Genomic DNA, 26,106 nt, shown 5'->3' on the forward strand with positions numbered 1-26,106 from the left:
GCCCTGTGGAAATGCCAGGGAAAAATGTCGGAATATTAGTGGTCGACTTCGTCGTCGTGGTAATCGCCTTGCGGAATGTCGTGGATGTCGTGATGCGGATGAGCCATCACCGACTTGACTTCCGCCATGGCCACGATGGGGCCGAAGCGAACGAACAACAGGAACAACGTGAAGAACAGCCCAAAGCTGCCAACTAACATTCCATAGTCAACCCAGGTAGGAACGAACTCGCCCCACGAGGAAGGTAGGAAGTCGCGTTGCAGCGAGGTTACGGTGATCACAAACCGCTCGAACCACATGCCGATGTTCACGAAAATACTGACGACGAACATGACCCATGGGGTAGTTCGGCAGAATTTGAACCAGAACAACTGTGGGCTGATCACGTTACAGGAAACCATCACCCAGTACGCCCACGGTGTCAGACCGAAAGCACGGTTAACGAAGGCGAATTGCTCCATCAGGTTACCGCCGTACCAAGCGATGAAGAATTCCATTGCGTAGGCGTAGCCGACCATCGAGCCGGTCGCCAGGAGAATCTTACAAACGTTTTCCAAGTGTCGTTTCGTCACGACATCTTGCAGGCCGAAGATCTGGCGAGCAGGTACCATCAAAGTCAGCACCATACCGAAACCACTGAAGACCGCACCTGCAACGAAGTAAGGTGGGAAAATCGTGGTGTGCCAACCAGGTAGCTGCGAAACGGCAAAGTCGAAACTAACGATCGTATGCACCGAAAGCACGAGCGGAGCGGCTAGAGCGGCAAACAATGTGTAGGCTTTTTCATAACGCGACCACTTACGAGCCGAACCGGTCCAACCGAGCGAAAGAACCGAGTAAACGATTCGCAGGATCGGGTTCTTCGTGCGATCCCGCAAAGTAGCAAGATCGGGAATCATGCCCGTGTACCAGAAGATGACCGACACGGTAGCGTAGGTCGAAACGGCAAACACGTCCCAGAGCAGTGGACTGCGGAACTGTGGCCACATCGAAAGTTGCAAGCTTGGGATTGGAAATAGCCAGTAAAAGACCCAGACACGACCGATGTGGACTGCCGGGAAAACACCAGCACAAGCGACCGCGAAGATCGTCATCGCTTCCGCGAAACGGTTGATACTTGTTCGCCAGTTTTGGCGGAAAATAAACAGAATCGCGGAAATCAGCGTACCAGCGTGACCAATACCGACCCAGAACACAAAGTTCACGATCGGAAAGCCCCAGTAAACTGGGTTGTTGTTACCCCAGACACCGACACCGGTGAAAACCAAGTAACCGATCAAGCTGCCGAACATGCCCAGCGTCATCAGGGACACCGCAAACGCAATGTACCAAGCAATGGGCGTTTTCGATTCGTTGATGCGGCAGACCAGCTCTGTCACCGAGCCGTAATTGTGTCCGCCAATCACGAGCGGAGTCCGGTTACCCGGATCGTCGATGGTGGTGTCGATGACTTCGTTTACGGTGGCCATTCGTGCTCTTGGTATTGAAACTCAGGCTAATGGATTTGCGAGGGGCGTTGTTGGGAAAAGAGGCTTAGTGCTTCTCTTCCGCCTTTTCCATTGGATGCTCTTCCGCTTTTTCGCCCTCAGCGTGTTCGCTGGTAGGATGGGCGTGCTCGTCTTCTCCGTGCTCGTGGCCATGTTCCTCTCCACCGTGACCCCCATGCCCTTGCGGAATCTCTGGGGCCAGCCATGGGTGCGGATTGCGGATCTTGGCCAAGTAGCGAGTACGTGGTTTGGTGTTGAGTTCAACTAGCATCGCGTAAGCCCGGGGATTCGCGTGGGCCTTGGCGACGCTGCTCTCTTCATTGTTCAGGTCACCAAACTCGATCGCTTGGGAAGAGCAAGCTTCCTGGCAAGCGGTTTTGATTTCGTTGGCACCGATCGGACGGCGTTCGGCTCGGGCTTCGATCTTGGTGTTCTGGATTCGCTGCACGCAGTAAGTGCACTTCTCCATGACACCACGATTTCGAACCGTTACTTCTGGGTTGAAGATCAGCTTCGCAAGTTCGCGGTTCGCGGTTTCGAAGCGGTAGTCTTCGGCACGCCAGTCGAGGTAGTTGAAACGACGAACCTTGTACGGGCAATTGTTACCGCAGTAACGAGTACCGATACAGCGGTTGTAGACCATGTCGTTTAGGCCTTCATTACTGTGAACGGTCGCGGCAACCGGACAGACGCTTTCGCATGGTGCGGTTTCGCACTGCATACAGGTCACTGGCTGAGTCACCGAGTGAACGTCTTCTTCTGGAGTCGTTTCGGGGTCAACTCCATCGCCGAAGCTGAAGTAGCGGTCGACACGAATCCAGTGCATTTCGCGGCCAACCGAGACTGCTTCCTTACCGACGATCGGAATGTTGTTCTCAGACTGGCAAGCGATGGTGCAGGCGTTACAGCCGGTGCACTTCGACAAGTCGATCGACATACCCCAGGCGTGGTTGTCGTACGAGGGGAGTTCCCACAGTGATTCCAGCGGTGGATGGTGAACCACATGTTCCGCGAAATTCGGATGCTCTTCATATTGTTCGAGCGTACCTTCGCGGACCAGTTGGCCAACGCGACGACCAATTTCTTCCATCCCGAGCGTGTCGATCGAGAAGTGGTCTTGCGTGGTTGCCAAGGGGAACATCTTTCCGGTGCCTTGGATTGTAACACCAGTGGTCAGATGCATCGTGTCCTTGGTACGTAGAGGACCGACATCGACACCCACAGTCGGAATGCCATCGTCAACCTTGCCGCCGACCATACCGGCTTGCGTTCGTCCGTAACCCAATCCGACGGCCAGTGTACCGTGCGACTGATTTAGCTGAATATAAACCGGCAATTCAACGGTGGTGTCATTGGCGGTAATTGCAAGCAACTCACCTTGTTTCAGGTTGTTGTCTTCGGCGGTCTTGCGACTGACGGTGACCACGTTGTCCCAAGTGACTTTGGTCAGTGGGTCAGGCAATTCTTGCAGCCAGCCGTTGTTAGCGTACGTACCATCGTAAGTAGCGGCACCAGCGTGGAACATCAGTTCCAGGCCTTCTCCCAGACCCGCTTTCCAAGCGGTAAAGTCCACATCACCCAGGTTCAGCGATTCGGCGAAGGTTGCTTCCACCGGAGAGCTAGCGGAACCAGCGATGAAACCATCATGGACGGCTTTCGTCCATGCAGCTTCGGTGGTGTTACTGGCGTACGAGCCAGAGATTGTCTGTCGAACCGCTTCGAGTGTTTCGGTGACTGGCGAACCAGCCAGCAAGCTCAGAAACTGAATCGGATCCTTGGAGTCAAAGATTGGTGAGATCAGCGGCTGTGTGATGCAGTAGCTACCATCGTAGGCGATCGCATCGCCCCATTGTTCCAGACCGTGTGAAGCGGGCAGATGCCAGGTGCAACGCTTGGAAGTTTCGTTCTGGTAGTCGCCGAAGTAGACCGACTTGGCCTTCGCGGCATCCAAAGCACCAACGAAGTCGAGGTCGGCCGGAGCATCGTAAATTGGGTTGCCACCGAGAACGAGAAGCGTGCTGACACTTCCACCGGAAAGAGCCGTGGTTAACTCTTCGATGGTGCCAATGTTTTCGCGGCTTAGCTCAGGAACATCAATGAACTCGATTGTCTTACCGAGATTTTCGAGCTTGTTATTAATTCGCCAGATGCGAACCAGAGTATCGTCGTCGAGGTAGGTCCCCCCGACGATCATGCTCTTGCCTTTATGGCTGACAAGGTCATTGACCATGGCGGCCAACAGCTTTTCAACCTTATCTTCTGGAGCTTCTTTCGTCTCGCCGTTTTCGAGGGCAGCGTCGATCGCCTGTTCCAGATCAGCAACGAAGCTGTTCATCTGTGAAGCGGCTACGGCCAAGCGATGGTCGGCTGCAATGCCGGTGACCGAAAAGCGGCTCTCGACGACGTACAAGCGATTCATGTCGCCAGTTTCTGGCGTGCGCCGCTTGCCGAACTCGAGGCTGTTGTAGCCGTGTGTAATGTGCGTTCCCAACAGGTCGGCACCGAGGTCGACAATGATGTCGGCCTGCTCAACGCGGAGTTGAGGACGTAGGGCCTTGCCGAAAGCAACTTCCGTAGCGAGCGTGCCGTCGCTGGAAATGGAATCGTACTGGTACCACTTCGCTTCTGGGAAGCGTTTGGCCAGCTGATTCATTTGCTCGAGGACACTTGGCGATGCATTGGTTTGATGCAGGATAGCAAGCTTGGCCGAGCCAGCACCTTCAAGAGACTTGGCCTGATCGTTCCACCAGCTGGTGAATTCTTCCCAAGTCTTCGCCATGCCTTCGTCGTATTTGACGGGGGTTTGGCTGCGATCTGGGTCGTAAAGCTGGAGGATGGATGCCTGGGCGAAGGTGTCCGCACCGGAAACCAATGGATGTTCCTGGTTACCGTCGATCTTAATCGGGCGGCCATCATAGCTGGTAGCGACTACAGGGCAGACTTTACCGGCGGCGATCAGCGTGGTGGCAAACTTCTCGGTCGCACCGGGAATGCGGCCTTCCGGACGACGTGAGAAGGGGGCGATCTGCTCTTCCGGATAACGGAAGCCAACCACTTCTTCTTCTGGGTATCGGCAACCGGCAGCACCGGTTGTCAACGCCAGAGAGGCTCCCATCAACTGCATCCAGCGACGACGAGAGACTCCGGTCGGAGCTTCTTCGGCAGCTTCCGGAAATTCGCGTTTGAGGAACTGCTCGAACTCAGGAGAGTTGTTGAGCTGTTCCAGACTACGCCAATATTTCGGTTTTTGATTCTGTTGTGTCATCGATGGCAAGTCGAGCAGTTGGTGGAAGGTTGAATTTTGAGCTCAGTACTGAGTTTCTCGCCGATCACGGCAGCTTCACCGTCCGGCACCCAATCGAGATTCGTCACCTCGTCGACCGGACGAATGTGCGATGTGTGGTCTCGGTGGCATTCCAAGCACCATGACATCGAAATCGGTTCTACTACCGTTACCACGTCCATGCGATCGACTCGGCCGTGGCATTCCACGCAAGAGACGCCACGCGTGACGTGAGCACTGTGATTGAAGTAAACAAAGTCCGGCAGATTATGAACGCGTTTCCAATCGATCGAGTCGCCTGTGGCCAGGCTGTCTCGCACTGGTTCCAAGGCGACACTGTCTGGCAAGACGGAAGCGTAAGGCGTGACCCCAGCAGCGTCTTTACCACTGTGGCAGTTACCACAGGTCGAAGTCGGTGGGACTGCCGCGTGGGCGGCTTTTTCGACGGTGTTATGGCAATACCGACAGTCCATCTTCAGCCGACCAGCGTGCAGCTTGTGGCTGAAGGGAACCGGTTGCTTTGGTTGATAACCGCGATTGAGGATCTCGGGAGAACTGGCTACGAAGAGCACTGTTCCACCGTACGCGCCTCCTATCAGAAGCACGCCGATCATCAGCGGAACGAACTTATTAACCCAGCGGGGAAATAGAAACCGGTCCATGACTTTCTCAGGCGTAGGTCGCTTTGATCACGAGACTTGGCGACGGAAAAGGGCTCAACTTTTGTTCTTCGAGTGACTAGTAAATCACCACGAAGTTTTTAAGCGGAGCACGTGGTCGTTAAATGCAATGTTAAGAGCGATAAGGTATGCTATTTCGCAATTCCTGTGCACCGCTGTTCGCGAGTAAATCGTAAAAAAAGGGGTGAAAAACCACGACGTGACAATAGGTCGCACAAGGATGGGGGGTGAGTGCTAATTGCCATTTCATGGGGCTAATTTCTTCAGCTTTCGTTGCAGCGTTCGGCGCGGAATATCGAGCAGTCTCGCAGCTTCGGAAAGGTTGCCACCGCAATCGTTTAGGACACGATGAATGTGCTCCCATTCTGCTTCGGCGAGAGATTGCGGATTGTAATTCTGTGGCTCGACGCTGGGTGTTTCCGCCTCGCGATTCTGGAAGGCTGCGAGTATTTCGTCTGCGTCGGCTGGTTTGGTCAGGTAGTTTATTGCACCCAATCGCACCGCTTCGACCGCGTTGGTAATGCTTCCATATCCGGTAAGGATGACCGTCTGCGTAAGTGGTGATACCCGTAGGAGCTCCTTCAGAATTTCGATTCCAGAAGTTTCTGGCATCTTCAAGTCAAGGACTGCTCGTTCTGGTTGAGCTTCCTCGGCCTGCGTGATGGCGTCTTCCTTCGTCTTGGCCGAGTAGACATCGAAACCACGTGACGTGAGGGCTCGCGTCAATCGATTTCGCAAGATGTCGTCGTCATCGACGAGGAGGATCGAAGGTCGCGACATGGTTCCGACGATTCCTGGCTGGGTAAGCTGGGGCTGATCTGATTAGCTCGTAAGTGCTTTTGGATTGTCACTATAGAAAAAACCGTCAGAACTGCCTATGCATCACGTCCCAAATTTGGAGGGGAATTTCCGTTTCGTATGGAGGGAACAAGAGGAATCGAAACCACAACGGTGGTTCCTTCGTCCGGAACCGACTCGATATGAACATTGCCATCAAGCTTTTCGATCACATTCTTCGCTAGGAAAACACCCAATCCGGTGCCCGAACCGGGCTCTTTGGTTGTAAAGAATGGCTCCCCAATACGGGCTAAAATATGAGGTGGCATGCCAGTCCCATGGTCCCGAATCGTAATCAGCATGTCCGAATGTCTTGCTGTCAAAGCTAATTCAACCGGCGCGTTACCAGGCGTGGCGTCCAAGGCATTCTTTACCAGTCCTCGAAGTGCTTGGGCTAACAAGTGCAGGGGCGCTTTTATCTCAGTAGTTGATTTTGCCGTCGAGGCTTGAATACGTTTGCGGAGCTGTGATTCAATTCGTTGAATCACTTCTTCCAACAGCATTTCTGCGGAAATGACGACGATTGGTTCGCCCGTAGCCTGTCCGGCATCCGTCGACATCTGATCGAGAATGGTTCGGCACCGATCCAATTCGCTTCGTATCAAGCCGATATCTTCTTTGATCTCTTTGGGAATATCTCCGGTTTCCAGTTCGCGCTGAACTTCCTTCGCGACCACCGCAATGGTAGCCAGCGGCGTTGAGAGCTCGTGCGCGGCCCCCGCGGCCAGTGTTCCCAAAGCTTCCAGCTTCTCGCTTCGGGCTTGCTGCATTTCCGTGCGACGGAGATTGGCTTCTTTGCGCTGCAGTTCTACATTCAAACGGGTGGTAAAATAGACGACCACCATGGCACACGTTACCAAGGCCATCGAAGAGCCGGCCAGCAGTACATGGACGGGAATGCCGCTGTGGTCGAGGTTTTCGATCTGCCAGCGACCGAGGAAGGGGAGCGGATAACTAGCGAGAAGTAATAGCCCGATACATCCAACGGTAATTAGGGCTAAGATTCCCGTGTTTTTGGGGGTAAGCACGATCGCTGCGAGGGCGACATTGACCAGGTAGAACACGGAGAATGGGTTAGATATCCCACCTGTAAAGTAGAGCATCGCTGTTAGAAAGCCGAGGTCCATCAGCATCACGGCGAACAGCAGTGTCTCCCACGCGGTCAGACTTTTCAGGTCTCTGGCACGCAACTGCTCGAAAAGGTAGGTGAAAAGCAGGTTACTGCTGGCGGTTAGAAATATAATGACGGCAAGAGGCTGCCAACGCACCTGGATCCCGAATAGGAACATCACGACCGCGATGGTGAACCATTGGCCGAACGCGGCCACCCAGCGGAGCTTGATCAGCCAGGCAGTATTGATCGTCAGCCGGGCCTTCCGCCCTTCCAGGAGATAGGGGCTGTTATCAAAATGGTTGGTTTGCGGCATGTCGTGGGTAGCCGGCAAGCAAGGTGATGGCGAAAAATAAAAGGAAACGAGCGGGCTTACCTGCCTGAGGACAGATTACTTCATGAACGAAATTGCTCAAGATCCCAACGCCCTGCGACTTTCCAAGTTTGGGCTAACTTGTTTCCTGGCGGCCGTCGTCATTATTCCGATCGGACTGATCTTGTTGCTCTTGGTCTCCCTGCCCAAAGCGTCCGATCGCCCGCTTCCGGTATCATTGCGACTGACAGAGGTAAACAGTCGTCCGGCGATCATTCTCAAGAATGACTCGGAGGAACCAATCACAAACATCGGGATCACGCTGAACGATTGGTTCAATTACTACTCCGGCAAACCGCTGCCTGGGGGGGAAGAAATGACGATCGCGCTCGGTTCGTTCGAGCGTAAGAACGGCATTCCTTTCGATCCGGCAATCCACCAGCTAACAGAAATTGGCGTCTACGCCCAACTGAAAGACCGTTCACGCGGCATTTGGGAACGCAAATCGGAGCATCTCATGGAAGATTTGCAGGCCGAAGCACAGTCCAGAGAAGCCCCACAAACGTGAAAATTATAGCGGAATTGCGGGATTTTAACGGTTACGCCCTCGTTTTTGCCTATCTTAACGCTTAACCTCCTAGGAGAATTCACGGGCTCGTGACATGATAGAGGTTTACCCTCGAATCGACGGCGGCCCTTGTAGGCAAGATCATGCACCAGACCGATAACATCAATGTTCATCGCATCGAAAAGCTCGCCCCACCTAGTGAGATCAAAAGCGAGTTTCCCAGTTCCGAAGCTGCCCAAGATTTCGTTTTCGAGAGTCGTCAACACGTTCAAAACATCTTAGCTGGTGAAGAAGAACGTTTGATCGCGGTCGTTGGTCCCTGTTCGATTCATAACGTCGATCTGGCGCTGGAGTATGCTTCGCGTCTTAAGAAGTTGTCGGATCAGGTCTCGGACACCATGCTTGTGGTTATGCGAGTCTATTTCGAGAAACCTCGAACCACGGTTGGTTGGAAAGGTTTGATCAACGATCCGCACCTCGACGACACATTCGATATCGCAGAGGGGTATCGGATTGCCCGCAAGTTGCTTGTTCATCTGGCTGAAAGCGGTCTACCAGCGGCTACCGAGGCACTTGAGCCGGTGACTCCGCAGTATATCGCCGATCTGATTTCGTTGGCTTCTATCGGTGCTCGGACTACTGAGTCTCCCACCCACCGACAGATGGCTAGTGGGTTGTCGATGCCGATCGGGTTCAAAAATGGAACCGATGGCGACTTGCAGATCGCGCTCGATGCGATGATGTCCTCGAACGCTCCGCACAGTTTCCTCGGCATTGACGGCGAAGGGGCTACCTGTGTGATTCACTCGAAGGGGAATCCGTGGGGCCACTTAATTTTGCGCGGCGGTCGTTCCGGCCCGAATTACTCGCGCGAATCGATCGCCGATGCAATCGCTCACCTAGAGAAGCGGAACCAGCAGCCTCGTCTTCTGGTCGATTGCAGCCACGGCAACTCGCTGAAGGATCACACGCGCCAAGCCGCCGTGTGGCGCGATGTCCTTGATCAGCGGATGGAAGGTTGCCGAGCAATCGCTGGACTAATGTTGGAGAGCAACTTGCTCCCCGGTAACCAGAAACTGGGAAACGACCCTTCCAAGCTCGAGTATGGAATCTCGATCACCGACGCATGTATCGGATGGGAAGAGACCGAGCAGTTGTTGATGGAAGCTCACGAACGCTTGAAGTCACTTGTCTCTGCTTAAGTGATCACTGTTTCGTGAGTCAGTTCTTCCAGATCGCAACGTTAGCCGACCTTCCAGAAACCGGGGGACGGCTGGTCATAGTCGACGAAGCTTGGATAGGGCTCTTTCTTTCGGATGGCACGGTCTACGCCGTTGATGCAATGTGCCCACACGCCGGAGCCAATTTAGCCAAAGGAGACGTCTGCGATGGCGTCGTCTTATGTCCCGTGCACTTTTGGCGATTTCGGCTCAGCGATGGGCGTTATCTCGACGCGGACGCCGATCGCTTTAACCTGAAAATCTACGGGGTACAGATCGACGGAGATGCGATCTGTGTCGAGTTGTCAGCGGAACCAAAGTCAGTTCGGTTAATTTAGCCGTTGCACTTCTTCACAGCAGCCACGACTTCGTCATGAAGCGTACCATTGGTGGCGATCACTCCTTGGTTCTCGGCCAACAAGGCTCCCTTCGAGAAATCGAGCGGATGGCCATGGATATCCGTCACCTTGCCGCCGGCTTCTTCGATAACCAGACAGCCAGCCGCGTGATCCCAAATTTTTTCGACATAGCCAGGCTTGGTAGGCAAGCGAAGATAGATCTCCGCCTCACCACGTCCCACGACGGCATACTTGGCTTGGCTGTCGAGGCGAACCGAATCGCGTGAGATTCCCAATTCCTTCGCGATGTCGGAGGACCAACTATGATCGCTATGTCCCGATTCGACTGACTCGCAGAAGCGTGCCTGATTGGCTTCCGTGCAATCCGACGTGGAGATCGGCTGACGATCGTTTGGATTGGAGAGAGGAGCGACAAATGCTCCTTCGCCACGAATCGCGGAAAAGACAAAACCGACTTCGTCACTTTCGGCGGTGTCGAGGTTGGGACATGCGAGCGCTGCAACCTGCACCTTGCCATCGACGAGCAATGCTAACGCGACCGCATACTGTTCTTTACGTAAGAAGCCCTTGGTTCCATCGATTGGATCGAGCGTCCATGTTCGCGGTGCCGCGTCGCGGGATACTCCCTGATCGATCCACGAAAGAACCTCGTCTGAGGATGCCGTCGGGAACAATGTCTTAACTTCTTTCACAACGCGTTCCAGCACCGAGATTTGGTCTGGTAGTCGAAGGGCAGCCGAATCTTCTTCGGCAATGATAGGATCACCCGGGAACGCTTCGTGAATTGCTTTACAAACCACTGCCTGGCTGCCAAAGTCGGCGACGGTGACGGGGCTCTTGTCATTCTTGGACAGCTCCGAGAATCCTTCGGTCGATTGTATGTGACGGCAGATCTTGCTTGCTTCGACAACGGCATCGATCGCGACACGAAGTTCTTCAGAAAAGGGGCTGCTGGCCATATCACTCGTTTCCAAGGGGATGGGTTGTCCTTGCAGATCGCGGTCAGACGCCATACGATCGGCGGTACGCTTAAATCTCAATTTAACCTACCAGTGTAGGGAGCTGACTTGATCTCCCACAACACCCCTTGATCGACGGACGGGAAGCGATGCAAACCTATCAGGCTCAGTGCGTTTTCGATATTCAAGCCACGCTCGGCGAAGGCCCCTCTTGGGATGCTACGAGCCAAAAGCTCCTGTGGGTCGATATCGAAAACAGCCTCGTCAATCGTTTCGATCCCACAACTGGCACCAATGAATCGTGGACGGTCGAAAAGGAGTGCAGCTTCGCGATTGCGACTTCCAAGGGGGATATCGTCGTGGGTACTCGCTACGGCATCGTACGGTTGGATCCGGAAAGTGGCAGTATCACGAAGGTCGCGAATCCAGATACAAACTCTGAGACCAATCGCTTCAACGATGCTAAGTGTGATCCCCGTGGGCGATTGTTTGCTGGAACGATCTCCGACACGCGAACACCTGGCGATGCGAATTGTTATCGGTTTGATAGCAAGTTTAACTACGTGACCGTCGTGCCCGGCGTTGTGAATAGCAACGGTCTGTGCTGGTCGCCTAATCAGAAGATCTTCTACTACATCGATACAGCCACACGAAAAGTCGATGCTTTCGACTACGAGATCGAAACGGGCGACATCACAAACCGCCGGACAGTCGTCGACATTCCTGAATCGATGGGCATCGGTAAGCCCGATGGAATGACGATCGATAGCGAGGGGATGCTGTGGACCGGCATGTGGGGCGGAGCCTCCGTTTGTCGTTGGAACCCGGAAAGTGGCGAGCTAATAGGTAAGATCGAGATGCCTTGTCCCAACGTCACCTCATGCTGCTTTGGTGGTGAGAAACTAGACCGTTTGTACATCACAACGCCACGAAAAGGTTTAAACGACGATCAACTGAAACAGTTCCCCAACGCAGGTGGCCTGTTCGTATGCGAGCCAGGAGTAGCCGGCGGACCGACGTTCCCGTTTGCGGGGTGAGATGAGTTTTTGGCTGTGCCAATTTCCACCATGCATAACTTTGTGGGGAAGCCCGTTTATCAATTCCGCATAAGCAAATACGATCCGGCCTATCGTGATCCCGAAGGCCACTATTTGTTGGAAGAGTGGACGAGTTTCAGCGACATCGGAAAGGTGTTCCAGGGGGAGCTCTTAACCTTCGACTTCTATGAGCAAATTGAGAAGGCCTATTTGCAGACGGCACAGGAATTCTTGCGAGAGTCGGGCGTGAGAGAGTTATTGATCACTAGCCCTGAGAATCACCATCAGCATTCGATCCCTGGAATCAGTTTTGATACCGGTGTCCAGCTCTCTGGCTCGAAGTTGGAGCACGTGATGCGTGATATTTTGCGTGAACGATGGTGGTGCAAACTCGAAGCGTCTGCATGCTTCATTCATTTTGGCTGGGATTACTACATGTACATTGGAGTCCCCGACAAGTGTGATCGCGCACAGAGAATGGCTCGGAAATTAGGGCTATATTGTGAAGTGTTTTCTTCGCCTTATCAGTGAGTCATTTCGCATGGCGATCAACCGAACCGCACGCGATGAGCCTAGAGATCAGACCGTCCACGATGCGGCAGCAAACGATTCGGATCACTTGCAGCAATTGTTGCGAAAGAATCCCCAGCTTAGGGACGCACCTGGTTGGTTTGGTAGAAGCCCGCTTCATGTCGCGGCAAGTGCCGCGAACGAGAAGTCAGTCAAAATTCTTTTGAACGCGGGAGCCGATGCCAATCGTCCGGAGGGTTTGCATCAAGACACGGCTCTAGCCTATGCAGTCACCGCCGACTCGGCGGATTGTGTGCGATTGTTGTTACGCGGCGGGGCAGATCCCAATCGCCGAGGAGCACGCGGACAGACGCCTATTTTCTTATCGCGATCCTTGCAAGTTTTGAATCAACTTGTCGAGGCAGGAGCGAAGCTAGATGTGGTCGACGCGAACGGAGATTCACCGATTCAAGCGTGTGCCAGCTATACCGGTTCGCTAGAGGTCTTGCGATTCTGGGTTGAGCGAGGCGCCGACCTCGACGCTGAACCGGTCGTCGGTTGGCCGCCACTGATTGGCATTGTTTCAACAGCGATTCCACTTGCCAAGCGAAGTGAGAGTGAACGCCTCGAAATGATTACGTGGCTGCTCGACCATGGGGCTTCTATCAACGTGCAGGATAACCAGGGGATGACGGCCCTCGCATACGCTGCTGAGAATTACCAACATTTGCCCCAATGCGTGCAGCTACTGCTCGAGCGCGGTGCCGACCCTAACTTGCCGCGAAAGTCACAAGAGACGCCACTTCACCTTGCGACGCAGCGGGGTTACTTGGATGTCGTGCAGATGCTTGTCACATATGGAGCAGATCCGAGTGTCCCGAACATTCACCAAGTTTATCCTCTTGATCTTTCTGGCAATCATGATGAAATCCGAGTGCTTCTTGAGCCAATAACGCACAAACAACTGCGTCCCGTACCGACGTCCGAAGCAGTGGTTGATCGTTTAAAAACAATTCCGAGGTATGCAGAAGTTGCCTTTCAAGGTTGTACGGAAGAAGAGATCAACGCGTTAGAAGAACGTCTGCACGTTTCCCTACCGCAATCTTACCGAGCTTTCCTGCGGACGATGGGCCATGGAGTTGATGACTTCATGGTTTCCGATCGTTGGACGTTTACGATCGACGACCTTCCGAAGATTGCCCGTGACAAGGAGTACGAAGACTTCTGTGATCTGCCGGAGAATTATTTCGTCTTCGCCGATCGAAGCGGCTACTGGTGGGTGTTCTTCATTCTCGATGGTATTAATGAAGATCCACCGGTTTATGGGTTTGATGACGGGGAAGATCGGACTTACCGGCAAGTCGCCCGCAGCGTCTGGGAGTTTGTCGAGTCGCTGGTAATCGACTACGAGCATTGGTTCAAAGACGAAGCGAAGTGACTGCCACGTTGTTGCGTCCACTCACGGACTCTCAAAAAAAACGGCTTGCTGGATAGGTGTACTGGTGTATACTTTCTGTTGCTTCGATCATGGCTCTGATGATTGATTGGGAAATCTGTTTCCTGGGGCGATTCGGGCGAGAACTTTCCTTGGCTGAAAGAATGGGCCATCGTATGGACGGCAAAGTCAAGAAGGTCGGTCGGGGTACTTCGCTCGACCCCCATAACCGCTTTGAATCGATCAGCAAGGAAGCGGACTGGGAACATCTTGAACACGACGAGGCAATCGCGAGTGGAATACCACAGAAAGTTCCTACGGAGTATTTCGCTGATGCTACCCAGTCTTTAATCACTAAGAACAACAGTCCCGATATTCCATTCACTTACAGTTTGAATCCGTATCGCGGCTGCGCGCATGGTTGTAGCTATTGTTATGCTCGTCCTTACCACGAGTATCTTGGATTCAGTAGCGGTCTGGATTTCGAGACCAAAATCATGGTGAAGCAAGAGGCACCACGACTCTTTCGTGAATTCCTTAAAAAGCGATCCTGGAAATGCGAAGTGATCGCCATGTCAGGTGTCACGGATTGTTACCAGCCGGCGGAACGTCAGTTCGAGGTCACGCGCGGTTGCCTCGAGGTTGCCTTGGAAGCTCGGCAGCCGCTGGGCATTATCACGAAGAACGCACTGATCCTGCGCGATATCGATCTTTTGTCGGAGATGGCGAAACGAAATCTCGTGTGCGCGAATATCAGCATCACGTCGCTCGATCAAAAGCTGACCAGCAAAATGGAGCCGCGAACTTCCAGTCCCGAGGCCCGGCTCAATGCCATCGAGAAACTGACTGCGGCCGGTATCCCAGTAAATGTGATGACGGCCCCAATTATCCCGGGGCTTAATGACGCGGAGATCCCCGCCATTTTAGAGGCCGTGGCCGAGCGTGGTGCTATCGGTGCCGGGTACACGTTGCTACGGCTCCCTCACGCGGTAAAGGAGATTTTCACCAACTGGCTGGAAGAGCATTTACCGGAACATGCCGAGCGAGTTCGTTCACGAATCGAGGCCTGCCATGGAGGACAATTGTACGATTCGACGTGGGGAAGTCGGATGCGTGGTCAAGGAATGATTGCTGAGACGATTGCCAAGTCATTCGCGATCTTTCAGCAGAAGTATGGATTAACGCAGCGCAGGGTATCGCTCGATACAACGGGATTTCGTGGGCCAGGACAAAACGGCAAAGCTCAATTGCGGATGTTCTAGGGAGAGGATGGCTTACTTGGTTGAAGTTGGGGAGTCGGCAAAGGATAATAGAGGGCCCTCCCAAGCCCCCATTCCCCAACTCAAGTTAGGAGTTCTCTCTCAATGCACAAAACAATTTTGCTGTCTGGTCTACTGCTTTTCGGCCTCACGACCGTTGCTCAAGCCGAGGAAGGTTGGATCGAATTGTTCAATGGTAAAGATCTTTCTGGCTGGACTCAGAAGAACGGCACCGCGACCTACGAGGTAAAAGACGGAACGATCGTCGGAACGACGAAGACGGGCAGTCCGAACTCTTTCCTTTGCTCGGACGAGGAATACGGCGACTTTGAACTTGAGTTCGATGTCAAAGTCCACGACAAGCTGAACTCTGGCGTTCAGATCCGTTCGCAGACCAAAGGCAACACGAACGAAGGCCGTGTGAACGGTCCGCAGGTCGAAATCGAAGCGGGTGTTGCCGAAGCTGGATACATCTACGGCGAAGCAACTGGACTCGGCTGGTTGACGCCTGAGAAGGAATTGATTCCGCACAAAAACTTCAAGAGCGGTGAATGGAATCATTACCGTATCGTTGCCAAAGGTCCGCGTATTCAAACTTGGATTAACGGCGAACCAATTGCCGACCTAACTCATGAAGAGATTTACAAGACTTATCCAAAAGGGTTCATCGGTCTGCAAGTGCACGGCATCGGTAAAAACGCTGGTCCTTACGATGTCGCTTGGAAAAATATCAAGTTAAAGAAACTGGACGACTAGTCCCTTCTGAATAATCGTTCCAATCCATCAAAGGGCGGTTCTCTTGAACGAGAACCGTCCTTTTCTTTTGCGCTTTGAATGGCCGTGATTCAAGCTGATTGTCGGACGACCATGGTTTGCTGATTAAGGAACTGCGTTGCGGCGACAATCAGATTTTGAATAGCTGCGAACTATGTGTTTTAGGACATGTAAGTCGAGAGTATTTCACCAGATAAAGCGAACCACGATCGTTGTTAGGTCCCGGGGTTTAGGGTGAATGCGTCGCTATTGGCACTCTGATTGCCATGTAGAACGGGCAACACATCATCGTGAACAAGCCGGCTAACGCTGCAAGTTAAGCCGGATGGGATGTCGTCCACACGAGGAAACATCCGCACGAACTTGGAAGTTCCCCCTCTCGATAGTAAAGGAAACCCAAATGAAATTTTCAACTAGCCACTGGATTTTGGGGCTGATCGCCGCATCCGGTATGGCATTGTCAAATAGTGCCTACGCTCAAGACGCTGGCGTTGATCTCGGAGCTAACGTTGAAGCTTCAGCTGAAGCGACTACTGACGCCGTAACGGACGGAGCGCAACAGGCTGCAGACGCAACCCAGAAAGGCGCGCAGCAGACCGCTGATACCGTGAAGGAAAGTGCTCAGGAAACTGCCGAAGTCGGTAAAGAAGCTGCCGACGGCGTAACTCCCGAAAATCCAGTCGTCCCGGAAACGCCGACTCCTTCCAACGATTTGACTGAATCGATCGAAGGTCCTTCCAAAGCAGCTGCCGATGTCGACACGACACTCGACGCCAGTGCACCGAACCTAAACGAAAATGCGGACGTCGATAGTCCTCCACAACTCGACGCCAAAGCTCAACAAGAGCTCGATGCGGATGTGAACACGCAAGCTGACGTCGACGTCGATGCCAACACTCAGCCGATGGTTGACGCAGATGTAAACGCCCAGCCGATGGTTGAAGCTAATGCAACGGCCGAGGCTGATGGTCGTATGCGTAATCGTGATGGCGACCGCGATCGTCGTGATCGTGGTGACCGCAACGCTCGCTGGCGTTTCAAGAACCAGAACGGCGTCTGGTGGTATTACACGCCTTCGAACTACTGGATGGTCTACCGTAACGGTGGATGGAATCGTTATAACGGGCCCGGTTACGGTCATGGCGGTGCTTGGTACGACAATTACCAGCCACGTACGACCACCGGTTATCGTGGATCGCCATACTCAGACGGACTGTACTACCGCGACAATGACGGCATGCGATTCTACTACAACCAGGGTCAGCGATACTACTTCGATAACAACGGTCGATACTACTTCGGTCCGAATGGTTCGCGAACCTATGATCGTCGCTTTGCCGATCCAGATACCATCCGTGGTGCCAACACTGGCGCTGCAATCGGTGGTGCCATCGGCGGGCAGCGAGGTGCCCAGATTGGTGCTGGTATCGGTGGCGCGATTGGCGCTGGCCGATAGTCAGTAATCCTTGAACCAAGGATGTTCAGGCCCCGTGAAGAAAGCATCTTCACGGGGCCTATTTTATTGCGCCGCTCTGTTACTTCTGCATCGGCAGATTGATGGTTCGCGGTTGGCCATCACGAATCACTTTGATGGCTACTTTGTCGCCAGGCGGGCAGTTCGCCGTTGCGTAAGCAATCAGGTCGGTTTCACGGACAAGATCATCTTGACCATCGAAGGCGACGAGAATATCGTCGACTTTAAAGCCCGATTTCATGGCCAACGCATGGTCGCCGTATCTCCCCATGAAACGGACACGCAAAGCCATCTTGGATGGATCTTTGATGCCTGCTGCTTTCCGCTGATCTACAGTCGCTTCTTCCAAGACCAGGCCACCCAAGACCATGCGACGCATTGGCCATGTTGAAACTCGCCACGAAAGATCATCCTGTTGCCGCCAGCCTTTGGGAAGTTCGATTGACACATCGATTTTCTTATCACCCCGCTCGACGACGGCCGCTACCGAATCGGTATCGTCGCAATGGTGTAAAACCCATTGGATATCGGCGATCGATAAAATAACTTGACCATTCAAGCTGACCAGTTCGTCGTCGGCCTGAAGGCCAGCTTTCGCTGCGATTGAGTCTGACGTTACCTCTTTCAAGGTGTTTGTCTCACTTGGATCGATGATCATGCCGATCGACTTCGGGTGAGGGTAGGGAAAGAGGTACTTGTCAGGAATAGGTTTCGCCTGGTCACGGAAGACAGCCTTTTGTGCGTCACCAATCTGATGGCAATGAATGCAACTCTTAACGACATCCCCTTCGTAATTCAGCGTCGCAGTGTATTTGTCTTTCAGTGAAGGGAATTTCTCTGGGGAAGGGTAAAGTGGCTCGTCCCCTTGCTTACCTTGGAACAACGCTTGATTCTGCGGGTAGTTGTCGTGAAGCTTCAGCCCCTGGGCCATTGCCTTGGCGAGCCCTTCAATCGAAACGTCGCTCGTCCAGTCGGTGCGATGCGAACGAGTACCAAAGCGACCGTAGATCGTCTTGTCGGCATTCATCAGGAATACCGCGAACGATTGATCGTAGTCGTATTGAAAGAGATTTAGGTCTAGGCCGTTCGTACCAACGATTCGGACTCGCACGTACTTATCCAGAAGGGGACGTAGAACGGGATCCGATTCCATGATCTCTTCGTCTAGCTTGACGCATTCCTCACATGGAATGCATCGCAAGACAACGACTAAGGGTTTGCCAGTTTCCTTCGCTTCCGCTAAACCTTTCTGAAAATCGTTGTAGATCCAGTATCCGCTTGAGAGGACTTTTTCGCGGTCTCCTCTTACCTTCTCCTCGCGTGTTAGCTTCTTCGGTTCCTCGCTAATCAGCGGAGCCAACATTAGTAGCAAAAACAGAATCGAGGTACATGTTCGCGGTAAGCTAATCATGAATAGATCCCAGAGAAGAGTAGAAAAAAGGGGAAGCTTCCCCGGTTGGTTACTTCGGACTGCGGAAGCAGTAGAGCCCTTCCACACTCCGAAGGTATAGGCAATCATCAACCACGGCGCCTGATGCCTGAAATCCAGAGGGGAAATCTGCTTCGCTGACTTCCTCGTATTCGTCGGCAGCCTTAAACACCGTAGCGTGACCGTCGTCGGTAAACGCGTAAATGAAACCGCCAGCACAAACCAGCGATGCGCGATAGTTGCCGCCGATTCGCTTGTTCCAGACGACGTCGCCCGTCTTGGCATCGAGGCAGGTCGCAACACCCGAGTCGTCGATTAGGAACATCCAGTCGTTCACAAACACCGGACCAGGACGTTGCGGGATTGCTTTGCCACTGTTCCAAACGATGTGCGTGAGCGAAACATCGCCACTACCAGAAGGGTCGACCGCGACCAGTTTCGTTTGTCCGTCACCACCAAAGATGTAGACCAGGCCGTGACGATAAACCGGACGGATTGCGGCATTCATGCCCCCATGACGTACACGCCAAAGTTCCTTTCCGGTTGGTGGGTCGTAGGCGATTGTTGCCGTTGCACTAGGGATCACCAACTGGCGTCGCCCCTTGTGAGTGAAGATCAAACCGGTTGAGTACGCTTTGTAGCGATCACCGTTATCGGTGCCATAATCGATGTTTCGATCTTTTTTCCACGTCGTTTCTCCCGTCTTCTTATTGAGTGCGACGACATACTGGAGATCGAACCCGTCGAGTGCGACGTAGACATTTTCATCGTCAATGATTGGCGAGGAAGCAGGACCACGGAAGTGATCGCAAGGGAATTCGCGACGTTCCCATAGCTTCTCGCCCGTCTTGGTATCGAGACAAGCCGTGCCGTACTTGCCGTAATGGACGTAAATTCGGCCCTCTTCGATGGCCGGCGTGCACGATGCGTAAGTATTCGTTGGATGACAAAAATCAGGCTCACTGTTTTCAAACACCAAAACGTCGTGAATCATCTCACCGGTGTGGCGATCGTAGCAAAGAGCGAATTGCTGCTTTCCATCCTCGGTTGCTGTGGTAATCCACAATTGATCACCCCAAATGACAGGCGAAGACCAGCCTCGACCATGCGGTTTGGTCTGCCAGGCGATATTACTCGTTTGGCCCAGGTCGGTGGGAACATGCGCCGACATATCGGTTCCGCTTCCATCGGCACCACGAAACTCGGGCCAATTGTTTTCTGCCTGCAAAGTGTTCCACAAAACCAAAGCAAAGCAGCAAGAAAGAAAAATCGAGAGACGCATTCAGAGATACCCTTAGAAAAGCTCAATGGCGAGGATCGTGGCAGTAGCCGGTGGGAAGCCACATTATCATCCGCCAGATGTTTCACCGTCAACTGAAATGCCCTTCATTGCCGGGGGGATCCATTTACAATAGACGCAACTTTAAATCAGAGAAGAACGCGGAATAGAGTGAGAATGTCAATGGAATTTGAGGGGCTTATTTTTGATCTCGACGGTACCCTGGCCGACACGATGCCGGCGCATTACCTGTCTTGGCGCGAGATCACCCAAAAGCATGGCCTGAAGTTTTCGGAAGATCGCTTTTACTCGTTAGGGGGGGTGCCGACTTCTCGAATTTTTTCGATGCTCGCCGACGAACAAGGCGTTTCGATTGATCCAGGTGCCTGTGCGATCGAAAAAGAAGAGACGTTCATCTCTTACCTCTCCGAAGTCGGACCAATCGATCCAGTCATCGAGGTGGTCCGCGAGAATCACGGCAAAATCCCCATGGCGGTTGCCACCGGGGCCATGCACTGGGTCATGGAGCGTATTTTGGACGAGCTTGATATCCATCACTACTTCACGGCGTTTGTCTCATCCGAAGATACCGTGCGGCACAAGCCGTTCCCGGATGTTTTCCTGGAAGCGGCTCGCCGGTTAGGTGTTACGCCCGAAAAGTGCTGCGTGTACGAAGACGCTCAGCTTGGGATCGAAGCTGGCAAAGCCGCCGGGATGCAAGTTGTCGACGTTCGCGAATTCCACACGCCTCGCCGGATTACGGCGGGGGCATAGCTAGAAGAATCGGTATGCTGACCAACGTCTATCATCACAAGATTGAAGTCGTTTCTGACGACATTGACCTGCAAGGGCATGTCAACAATCTGGTCTACTTGAAGTGGATGCAGGACGCAGCCGTGGCTCATTCCGTCGAAAAGGGATGGGGGCAAGAGCAGTACGAACGACTTCGTTGCGGTTGGGTGGTTCGTTCGCATCAGATTGAATATCGCTGGCCCGCGTTCGAGAAGGACTCACTCGAGATCGTCACCTGGGTTGAGTCATTCCGTCGGGCTTCCTGTGTTCGGAAGTACGAAGTGCATCGCTTGAGTGACCAGAAAGTGCTCGCGATTGCGGAAACCAACTGGGCCTTTCTCGATCTTGATAAGCGAATTCCGGCCAAAGTGCCCCAAGAGATTATCTTAGCATTTCAGGCCGATGGGGCCGCGATTTAACGCTTGGGGCTGCTGAATTACCCCTAAAATCCGCATTTCCGATTTTCTTCGGCCAAACTTTGGAACCGTAGCTAAGGGGTTCCTATAATTGGGGATAGGTTTTCAGAAGAGGTCTTTTTCCCCACCCGAAGTCTGTGAAGCAAATTTCTTCTATCAACTCGGTCTGCGTGATGGCGATCGTTTCTTTCACGATCGTGGTCGGTAGTGGTGCGGATGTGCGGGGAGAAATCTTTCACTTATCCAGTGGCGGAACCGTTGAAGGAACCTTGCTGAATCCAGATCAGTCTCCGCGAGTGACCTACGAGGTTCAAACCAACAAAGGTAAGTTGGTCTTAGGACGGACGACTGTTCGTGACGTAGTCGCGTTTTCGGAACAGCTTCGCCAGTACGAGACTTTTTTGCCTCGGATGCCCGATACCATCGAAGGGCAGTTCCAGATGGCACGCTGGTGCGATCAAAACAACCTGCCTGAGAAACGGGATTACCACTACAACGAGATTCTTAAACGCGAGCCGAACAACGTCGATGCTCGTAAGGCCCTGGGATACGAGAAGTTTCAAGGGAAGTGGATCATTCGTGAAGACTGGAATCGCCAGCAAGGCTACGTGCGATACGGCGGCACGTGGCGCTATCCGCAAGATATCAAGATGAGCGAGCAAGAGTCCGCCATCGAAGAGAAGCAGGTTGAGTGGCGGAAGCAAGTTCGCATTTGGCGAAGTTGGCTGAAACGTGGCGGCGACAAGGCACAGGAGGCTGCCACCGAGTTCCGCAAGATCAACGACGTCTACGCTGGTCTGGCGCTAATCGAATTGTTAGAGGATGAAAAGCTTCCGGCCGTGAAGGAACTGATCGTCGATGCGTTGACCAATATCAAGACGCCTGAATCGACGATGGCTTTGACCGAATTAGCCGCCAACGATCCGGACGAATCGATTCGCGACCGAGCGACGATTGGGCTCGAAAGCCGCGACAATCGTCGCGCGGTGAATTACTTGATCACGCAACTACGAAGCTCTGAAAACGAAACCGTAAACCGTGCGGCATTGGTCTTAGGACGTTTGAAAAATCCCGCGTCGATCATGCCGTTAATCGATGCTTTGGTGACGACCCACAAAGAAACGATTCAGTCGGGCGGTCAGCCTGGCCGAACGACGGCGGGATTCGGCACCGGCGGTGGTGGGATGTCATTCGGACAACCCAAAGCACAAGTCATTGAACGAGACGTTCAGAATCAAGGTGTTCGTCGGGCATTACTCGAGGTGATCGAAGATAACGTCGACTTTCAGTTCAACGAGAGTGCTTGGAAGGTCTGGTATGCCAACAAGAAGATTCCTTTGAACGTTGATCTTCGCCGTGACGATTAAACTTCGATCGCAACTTCTAGCGACTCGCAAACTGCATTGCTTGTTTGCGGATATCAAGCCCTACCATCTCTTCCCAGGCCGCAATCAATCGCTTGAAAACAGGACCTGGTTGGCCCACGCTGACCGGTTTTCCGTTCCATTGATTGCACGGAACAATGCAAGGAGAGGTGCTGGTCAACAAGATCTCGTCCGCCGTGCGGAAGTCTTCTGGGGTTAGTTGTCGATGAGTGACTGGGATGGCCAACTGGTCGGCCAATTCGCCAAGCGTTGCGATACTGATTCCAGGCAAAACCAATTCAGCGGGCGGTAGTTCAAGACCAGTATCAGGATGGTATTTTGCGATATTTGCCGTCGTGGCTTCCATCACATAACCATCTTGGTCGAGCAAGACGGCCCGCGATTTCGGATCTTGTTTCTTTGCTTCCAGATCGGCCAAGTAGTAATGAACCCGCGAGCGGACTTTCAATTCTCGTGGCCAGCATGCGACTGGTACCTGTCGTGTATCCGGAACGTAAAGTGCCTGACCTTCTTCGTACAAATGCGCGAACGTGTTGAAGGCTACCATCTGTGTGTGCACAGCCAGCCGGCCGGTCTTGTGCGGCTTGTAAGCCTGCTCCATCGGTCCAGGCGTAATAAAGATGGTAACACCCAGATCCGCTCCCGACGGGAGAATAGGATGATTGTGCTCAACAATCTGGTGAACGACGTCCGTCAGCGACTCGCGAGATTCAGGGGACTGGACATCGACGATTGCCAGACTTTGCCACAAACGATCCAGGTGTTGCTCAAGACGAAAGATCTTACCGTTGAACGTGCGTAGCTGTTCGGCGACGGTGGTTCCCAGCACGAAGCCGGTATCGTTGAGCGGAATCGTTAGCTCGCTCAGGGGCTTCCACTTTCCTTCCCAATAAGCAATTGGCTCGGCCATGGGTATCCTTTCAACACATGAAGTGAAGACGACCGAGCTTCGATCGCCATCAATTCGAGCTTAGCGTAGAGGTCTCGTCCGCGGAAGCGGGCGTCTTGTTTTGAGGAGGAACTGAAGTGAGCTGAACTAGGCCATCCCCGGATTGCTTTTTGCTACCGCAAGATCCGCAACCACCGCCACAAGATCCGCCAGCGGCTTGGGAGATGCCACGATAAATGGTCCAAACGACATAGCTGACGGCGATCGCGACGATACCCAATACAATTAAGTTTTGCCACATAGCAGGAAACTCCTAGTTGGAATCGTTACTTGTTTTCAGGGGAAGTCAACGCGATGAAGAGCTAACCCAAGAGAAACAACGCCGATACCTGGTAAGTGACCAACGCACCTACGTAAGCCAGGACGGTCATGTAAGTAAACGTAAAGATGGGCCATCGCCAGCTATTGGTTTCCCGTTTGATCACTGCCAACGTCGCTGCGCATTGGGCACAGAGGGCGAAGAACACCATGATCGACAAAGCGACAGGTACGTTGAATACGTTTTCTTCCGATTCATGCCACTTGGCATTTTTGATCGTTTCTTTCAGTGGCTCGGACTCTTCGTCGGTATCGCCGCCAAGGTTGTATAGCACGCCCATCGTGCTGATGATCACCTCACGAGCGGGGAACGAAGCGATCGCAGCGCTACCGATTTTCCAGTCCCAGCCAAGTGGCTTCACAACCGGTTCGACCCAGTGGCCGGCCATTCCCAGAAAGCTGTTGCGAAGAAGTTCGCCATCGATCTCGTTCTGAATTTCGGCCAAACGTTCATCGATTCGCGTCGCCTCTTCTTCGTTGGCGCCGTCACGTTGCTGTTCGAGCTGGGCGATTTCGTCGGCAAATGGAGCTTCCGCTTTGTTCTCGTTGCGTGGAAAGTAACTCAGGGCCCAGATGATCACCGTCATTGCGAAAATCAACGTGCCAGCTCGCTTTACGAAAGCCCACCCCTTTTCAACCACGACCCAAAACACGCCGGAAATAGAAGGAAACTTGTAGGTAGGAAGTTCCATCACAAACGGTGGTGTTTCGCCCGGCAGAATCGTGCGTCGCAAAATAAACGCTACACCAACCGCCGCCAGAATCCCCAGCAAGTACATGCTGAGCATCACCAAAACTTGCAGCGGGATGAAGCCGAGCAGGTTTGTGGCAGGAATGAATGCTCCGGTCAGCAAGACGTAAACCGGCATACGAGCACTGCAACTCATCAGCGGCGCGACCAGGATCGTGATCAGGCGGTCACGGCGATTCTCGATCACACGTGCCGCCATGATGCCCGGGATCGCACAGGCGAAGGAAGACAGCAGCGGAATGAATGACTTACCGCTCAGTCCCACTTTGCTGAACAATTTGTCCATCAAATAAGCGGCACGCGATAAATAGCCGCAGTCTTCCAAAATCGCGATGAAGAAGAACAAGATGCAAATCTGAGGCAAAAATACCAACACGCCTCCGACGCCGGCAATCACACCGTCGATCATCAACGATTTGAGGGCTCCATCCGGCAAGATCGCGTCGACCCCATTGGCGAGCAACTCGAATCCCGATTCAATCCAGCCCATGAGGATACCGGCTGAATAGTCGCTAAACACGGCCATGAACATCGATGACATCACGAGGATGAAGAAGATAGTCCCGGCAATCTTATCGGTCAAAATTCGGTCGATCCGGTCCGACCAAGTTACCTTGCGGTTTGCTTCACGCGTGACGACGCCAGCAAGTGATTCCTGAACCCACTTATATCGTGAAATGGCCTCGATGGCGGGGACCGGTTGGCCGAGTTCAGCCAGTTGGTTTCTAGATTCGACAATCCAACTGTGCAGATCTTGACCACCGTTGACAAGTTCTTGCTCGAGGTAGCCACTGGTGTCCAGTAGCAACCGTTCCGCCAAATAGCGTGGGGCGTCAGCTGTTTGCTCTTTGAGCTTGGAATGAAGCTGCGAAACTTTGTCGCGGAATTCTTCCGGGAACGGGCTGGTCGGTGTGATCGATTCCTGCCCAGCCAAAGCGATGATGGTTTCACGAAGACGATCGAGGCCTCCGCGTCGGTTCGCTTGGGTGGGGATAACAGGAATACCGAGTTGCGTTTGCAGCTTCTCGGCATCGATCGTGATTCCTTTTTCTTCAGCAATGTCGACCATGTTAAGTGCGACAACCGTTGGCAGCCCCAACTCTTTCACTTGGCTGACGATGTACAGGTTCCGCTCCAGGTTGCTCGCATCAACGATCACCAGAACGGCATTCGGTTTCGCTTCGTTCGACTGTCGGCCCAGCAAAACGTCAACCGTCACCATTTCGTCTGGCGAGCGGGGGGCCAAGCTGTATGTGCCTGGCAGGTCAATCAGCGTTACCTTTTGCCCTTGGTGGGTGAACGTGCCGTGTTTCTTTTCAACAGTAACGCCAGGGTAGTTACCGGTCTTTTGTCGGACACCAGACAACGCGTGAAAGAGTGTTGACTTGCCCGTGTTGGGGTTTCCGACCAGAGCAACGTTCAGAGTGCGAGCAGGTGCGTCGACAGACATTCGGCAAGATTTACTGGGGATTGCGGTTCAA

Annotated in this window: 23 protein-coding genes; 12 read left to right on the forward strand and 11 right to left on the reverse strand. The window is 53.2% G+C overall.

Annotation, left to right across the window (positions count from 1 at the left end):
• Positions 1–35: 35 nt before the first annotated feature.
• From nrfD to C5Y83_RS25570, 5 genes are all read right to left on the reverse strand, one after another.
• Positions 36–1,469, reverse strand: coding sequence for an NrfD/PsrC family molybdoenzyme membrane anchor subunit (gene nrfD / locus C5Y83_RS25550; RefSeq protein ID WP_105332630.1), 1,434 nt, complete (start codon positions 1,467–1,469; stop codon positions 36–38).
• 64 nt (positions 1,470–1,533) lie between these two features.
• On the reverse strand, positions 1,534–4,752 hold the full coding sequence (locus C5Y83_RS25555; protein ID WP_105332631.1) for a TAT-variant-translocated molybdopterin oxidoreductase: 3,219 nt from the start codon (positions 4,750–4,752) through the stop codon (positions 1,534–1,536).
• On the reverse strand, positions 4,749–5,432 hold the full coding sequence (locus tag C5Y83_RS25560) for a cytochrome c3 family protein (RefSeq protein ID WP_105332632.1): 684 nt from the start codon (positions 5,430–5,432) through the stop codon (positions 4,749–4,751). Before C5Y83_RS25560 ends, C5Y83_RS25555 begins: the two co-directional genes overlap by 4 nt.
• A gap of 264 nt (positions 5,433–5,696) precedes the next feature.
• The gene (locus C5Y83_RS25565) at positions 5,697–6,230 is read right to left on the reverse strand and encodes a response regulator transcription factor (protein WP_105332633.1); all 534 of its coding nucleotides are present in this window, start codon (positions 6,228–6,230) and stop codon (positions 5,697–5,699) included.
• A 95-nt stretch (positions 6,231–6,325) separates the two neighbouring features.
• A complete protein-coding gene (locus C5Y83_RS25570) occupies positions 6,326–7,714 on the reverse strand; it encodes an ATP-binding protein (RefSeq protein ID WP_105332634.1) in 1,389 nt (462 codons plus the stop codon).
• 82 nt (positions 7,715–7,796) lie between these two features.
• Between C5Y83_RS25570 and C5Y83_RS25575 the strand changes: the two genes are divergently transcribed.
• From C5Y83_RS25575 to C5Y83_RS25585, 3 genes are all read left to right on the forward strand, one after another.
• Positions 7,797–8,279 (forward strand): hypothetical protein, encoded by a 483-nt coding sequence (locus C5Y83_RS25575; protein WP_105332635.1) that lies wholly within the window; start codon positions 7,797–7,799, stop codon positions 8,277–8,279.
• A gap of 143 nt (positions 8,280–8,422) precedes the next feature.
• Positions 8,423–9,481: a 3-deoxy-7-phosphoheptulonate synthase gene (locus C5Y83_RS25580; protein ID WP_105332636.1), complete on the forward strand. Its 1,059-nt coding sequence runs from the start codon at positions 8,423–8,425 to the stop codon at positions 9,479–9,481.
• A gap of 14 nt (positions 9,482–9,495) precedes the next feature.
• Complete coding sequence (locus C5Y83_RS25585; protein ID WP_199195137.1) at positions 9,496–9,837, forward strand: Rieske (2Fe-2S) protein; 342 nt, start codon at positions 9,496–9,498, stop codon at positions 9,835–9,837.
• On the opposite strand, the gene C5Y83_RS25590 is transcribed toward C5Y83_RS25585, so the two are convergent.
• Positions 9,834–10,871, reverse strand: a complete 1,038-nt coding sequence (locus C5Y83_RS25590; RefSeq protein WP_233207362.1) for a 3'(2'),5'-bisphosphate nucleotidase — start codon at positions 10,869–10,871, stop codon at positions 9,834–9,836. The two genes, C5Y83_RS25585 and C5Y83_RS25590, sit on opposite strands and share 4 nt — an antisense overlap.
• A gap of 95 nt (positions 10,872–10,966) precedes the next feature.
• On the opposite strand from C5Y83_RS25590, the gene C5Y83_RS25595 reads away from it, so the two are divergent.
• From C5Y83_RS25595 to C5Y83_RS25620, 6 genes are all read left to right on the forward strand, one after another.
• Positions 10,967–11,854 carry an SMP-30/gluconolactonase/LRE family protein gene (locus C5Y83_RS25595; protein ID WP_105332639.1) on the forward strand — a complete coding sequence of 296 codons (888 nt, stop codon included), beginning with the start codon at positions 10,967–10,969 and terminating at the stop codon, positions 11,852–11,854.
• 15 nt (positions 11,855–11,869) lie between these two features.
• Entirely contained in the window at positions 11,870–12,385 is a 516-nt protein-coding gene (locus tag C5Y83_RS25600) for a hypothetical protein (protein ID WP_146117924.1), read from the forward strand.
• A 10-nt stretch (positions 12,386–12,395) separates the two neighbouring features.
• On the forward strand, positions 12,396–13,802 hold the full coding sequence (locus tag C5Y83_RS25605) for an ankyrin repeat domain-containing protein (RefSeq protein WP_105332641.1): 1,407 nt from the start codon (positions 12,396–12,398) through the stop codon (positions 13,800–13,802).
• Positions 13,803–13,975: 173 nt separating this feature from the next.
• Positions 13,976–15,061 carry a PA0069 family radical SAM protein gene (locus C5Y83_RS25610; RefSeq protein WP_105333059.1) on the forward strand — a complete coding sequence of 362 codons (1,086 nt, stop codon included), beginning with the start codon at positions 13,976–13,978 and terminating at the stop codon, positions 15,059–15,061.
• A 102-nt stretch (positions 15,062–15,163) separates the two neighbouring features.
• Positions 15,164–15,814, forward strand: a complete 651-nt coding sequence (locus C5Y83_RS25615; RefSeq protein WP_105332642.1) for a DUF1080 domain-containing protein — start codon at positions 15,164–15,166, stop codon at positions 15,812–15,814.
• A gap of 418 nt (positions 15,815–16,232) precedes the next feature.
• Complete coding sequence (locus C5Y83_RS25620; protein WP_105332643.1) at positions 16,233–17,288, forward strand: hypothetical protein; 1,056 nt, start codon at positions 16,233–16,235, stop codon at positions 17,286–17,288.
• 79 nt (positions 17,289–17,367) lie between these two features.
• Here the strand turns inward: C5Y83_RS25620 and C5Y83_RS25625 are convergent, their stop codons facing one another.
• Positions 17,368–18,717, reverse strand: a complete 1,350-nt coding sequence (locus C5Y83_RS25625) for a Trx7/PDZ domain-containing (seleno)protein (protein ID WP_158262517.1) — start codon at positions 18,715–18,717, stop codon at positions 17,368–17,370.
• Positions 18,718–18,766: 49 nt separating this feature from the next.
• Positions 18,767–20,017: a PQQ-binding-like beta-propeller repeat protein gene (locus C5Y83_RS25630; RefSeq protein ID WP_233207363.1), complete on the reverse strand. Its 1,251-nt coding sequence runs from the start codon at positions 20,015–20,017 to the stop codon at positions 18,767–18,769.
• Between the two features lie 174 nt (positions 20,018–20,191).
• On the opposite strand from C5Y83_RS25630, the gene C5Y83_RS25635 reads away from it, so the two are divergent.
• From C5Y83_RS25635 to C5Y83_RS25645, 3 genes are all read left to right on the forward strand, one after another.
• Complete coding sequence (locus C5Y83_RS25635; RefSeq protein WP_105332645.1) at positions 20,192–20,788, forward strand: HAD-IA family hydrolase; 597 nt, start codon at positions 20,192–20,194, stop codon at positions 20,786–20,788.
• Positions 20,789–20,802: 14 nt separating this feature from the next.
• On the forward strand, positions 20,803–21,225 hold the full coding sequence (locus tag C5Y83_RS25640; RefSeq protein WP_105332646.1) for an acyl-CoA thioesterase: 423 nt from the start codon (positions 20,803–20,805) through the stop codon (positions 21,223–21,225).
• 170 nt (positions 21,226–21,395) lie between these two features.
• Positions 21,396–22,589 (forward strand): HEAT repeat domain-containing protein, encoded by a 1,194-nt coding sequence (locus C5Y83_RS25645; RefSeq protein WP_146117925.1) that lies wholly within the window; start codon positions 21,396–21,398, stop codon positions 22,587–22,589.
• A gap of 16 nt (positions 22,590–22,605) precedes the next feature.
• On the opposite strand, the gene C5Y83_RS25650 is transcribed toward C5Y83_RS25645, so the two are convergent.
• The 3 genes from C5Y83_RS25650 to feoB all read right to left on the reverse strand — a co-directional run bounded on the left by C5Y83_RS25650 (position 22,606) and on the right by feoB (position 26,075).
• Positions 22,606–23,517 (reverse strand): aminotransferase class IV, encoded by a 912-nt coding sequence (locus tag C5Y83_RS25650; RefSeq protein WP_105332648.1) that lies wholly within the window; start codon positions 23,515–23,517, stop codon positions 22,606–22,608.
• Positions 23,518–23,566: 49 nt separating this feature from the next.
• Complete coding sequence (locus C5Y83_RS25655) at positions 23,567–23,797, reverse strand: FeoB-associated Cys-rich membrane protein (RefSeq protein WP_105332649.1); 231 nt, start codon at positions 23,795–23,797, stop codon at positions 23,567–23,569.
• A gap of 61 nt (positions 23,798–23,858) precedes the next feature.
• Positions 23,859–26,075, reverse strand: a complete 2,217-nt coding sequence (gene feoB / locus C5Y83_RS25660) for a ferrous iron transport protein B (protein ID WP_105332650.1) — start codon at positions 26,073–26,075, stop codon at positions 23,859–23,861.
• Between the last annotated feature and the right edge of the window lie 31 nt (positions 26,076–26,106).

Source organism: Blastopirellula marina (genome assembly GCF_002967765.1).
Taxonomy (GTDB): domain Bacteria; phylum Planctomycetota; class Planctomycetia; order Pirellulales; family Pirellulaceae; genus Bremerella; species Bremerella marina_A.